The sequence below is a fragment of the Nitratidesulfovibrio oxamicus genome (assembly GCF_015731765.1).
Taxonomy (GTDB): Bacteria; Desulfobacterota; Desulfovibrionia; order Desulfovibrionales; family Desulfovibrionaceae; genus Cupidesulfovibrio; species Cupidesulfovibrio oxamicus.
Map to the genome: position 1 here is coordinate 1 of NZ_VRYY01000416.1, position 2,220 is coordinate 2,220.

The window sequence follows — 2,220 nt, forward strand, 5'->3', positions numbered from 1 at the left end:
TGGCCAGAATCTGTCGCGCCAGGTCCGCCCCGCGTGCAAAATGCTCCATGGCCATGGTGCACTGGGCCAGGAACAGGCCTGCGGCGGCGGGCAGCAAGGCCCGGAAAAAGGCCCGCCCGGACACGTGGCGCGCCAGAAACCGGCCCAGGGCGCCACACATGGCAAGGAACACCGCCCCGGCGCGAGTGGCCAGCCTGTGGGCAGCTTCCAGCAACTGTTCCGCAAAGGGGGGGGGAGAAGACGGCGTCGGGGAAGGGGATGGTTGGGGCATGGGGCCTCCTATCGGCCAGCACTGTAGCCGGGATGGGGCGCAAGGTGAAGGCTTGTCCGGGTGGCAGGAGGAATGAAGGGATAATTGCCCACGCGGCGGGCATGAAAACAGAGCAGCAGCCGGGAACACAACCGCCCCGCATCGGCCTGCCCCCTGCGTTTGCGGGGGGCAGAGCGGTACGGGGCGGGAGAAAACAGGGAACGACCGTGCGGTTCCGTTGTCAGGCCCGGATGTTTCCGAAGGCGTCAACGACCGGGGGAAGGGCGGTGCCAGCTGAAACTATTCGCCCTTCTTCTTGTGCGACGAGCGGAACCGCACCCGCATGGGGGCGTGCTCGATGCGGAACATCCGGCGCAGGGCCTTTTCCACGTAGCGGGCGTACGGCGTCTGGATGCGGTCGGCATCGTTGACGAAGAACACGAACGTGGGCGGGTTGGTCTCCGCCTGGGTCAGGTAGAAGAACTTGGGGCGCAGTCTGCGCACCACCGGGGGCTGGTGGCGGGTGAGCACCTCTTCCATGGCCCGGTTGAGCTGGCCGGTGCCCACGCGTACATGGCACTCGGCGCGGACGCGTTCTGCCATGGGCAGCACGGGACCAAGCCCCTTGCCCGACTTGGCGGACACGTACAGCAGCGGCACGTGGGGGCAGAATTCCAGCATGCCCTTGAACGAGGCCTCCAGGTCCGGTATCAGCTTGCGCGGCACCAGGTCGATCTTGTTCACCAACACCATGAACGGCGTCTTGCGTTCGTCCAGCAGGTCCACCAGCCGCTTGTCCTGCTGGGTGACGCCTTGCAGCGCGTCGAGCACCAGCAGGGTGACGTGGGCCTTGGTGGTGCTTTTGAGCGAGGCGTTGACGCTGTAACGCTCCACCGAATCGGTGATGCGCGAGCGGCGGCGCACCCCGGCGGTGTCCACGAAGGTGATGGTCTTGTCACCCGATTCGAAGCTGACGTCCACGCTGTCGCGGGTGGTGCCCGCCATGTCGCTGACGATCATGCGCTGCTGGCCGGTAAGGGCGTTGACCAGCGACGACTTGCCCGCGTTGGGGCGGCCCAGCATGGCCAGGCGCAGGTGGGTGGGGTCGTACGGGGGGCCTTTGGGTTCGGCGGCGGAGCCTTCGCCGGATTCCGCGTCGCCTTCGCCAGCGTCCTCGTCAGCCATCTCGTCAGCGCCTTCGCCGTCGTTGGAGGCAAGGTCGAAGTCGTCGGCGTCCGCGCCGTCTTCGTCCTCCGCACCTTCTTCCTCGGGTTCATCGGGCAGCATTTCGCGCATTTCGTCTTCCAGCACACGCACGTTGTGCCCATGCGCGGCGGAAACGGGCAGCAGCGGAAAGCCCAGGGCGTGGAATTCGGCCAGCATTTCGTCTTCGCGCTCCACGCCGTCCACCTTGTTCACCACCACCAGCACGGGCTTGCCCGCGCGGCGCAGGTGCGCGGCCAGGTGTTCGTCGAAGGGGGTCAGCCCGTCGCGGCCATCCACCACCAGGCAGATGCCCGCGGCTTCGGCCATGGCGGCCTCGGCCTGGCGCAGGATTTCCGCCTCGAAGCCGCGAATGCCTTCCGGCCCTTGGGCCACGGCGGCGTGGGCGTCCAGGGTGATGCCGCCGGTATCCACGATGGCGAAGGTCTGCTTGCCGCGTGAACGTACCTGGCCTTCCATGCGGTCACGGGTGACGCCGGGCCGGTCGTGGGTGATGGCCCGGTTGGCGCGGATGAGCCGGTTGAACAGTGTGGATTTGCCCACGTTGGGGCGGCCCACCAGCGCGATCTTGGGCAGATGCGTGGTGACGGGGGCGGACGGGGCGGGTGGCTGGGCTATGGGCATGGCGTTCTCTGACTGTGGGATGACATGGGATGACGGGAGGGCGGCGGGGCCGCCGCTGGGGCACAGCGTAGCCCGGCGGGGCGCGTCGCGCAATGCGGCACACGGGGCCGGGCGGGTGCGTG

1 protein-coding gene and 1 pseudogene are annotated in these 2,220 nt (G+C 68.0%); both read right to left on the reverse strand.

Annotation, left to right across the window (positions count from 1 at the left end; genetic code table 11):
• Positions 1-271: pseudogene (locus FVW20_RS13125) on the reverse strand (hypothetical protein); the annotation flags it as partial.
• 279 nt (positions 272-550) lie between these two features.
• The gene (gene der, locus FVW20_RS13130) at positions 551-2,098 is read right to left on the reverse strand and encodes a ribosome biogenesis GTPase Der (protein ID WP_196609969.1); all 1,548 of its coding nucleotides are present in this window, start codon (positions 2,096-2,098) and stop codon (positions 551-553) included.
• Positions 2,099-2,220: the final 122 nt, after the last annotated feature.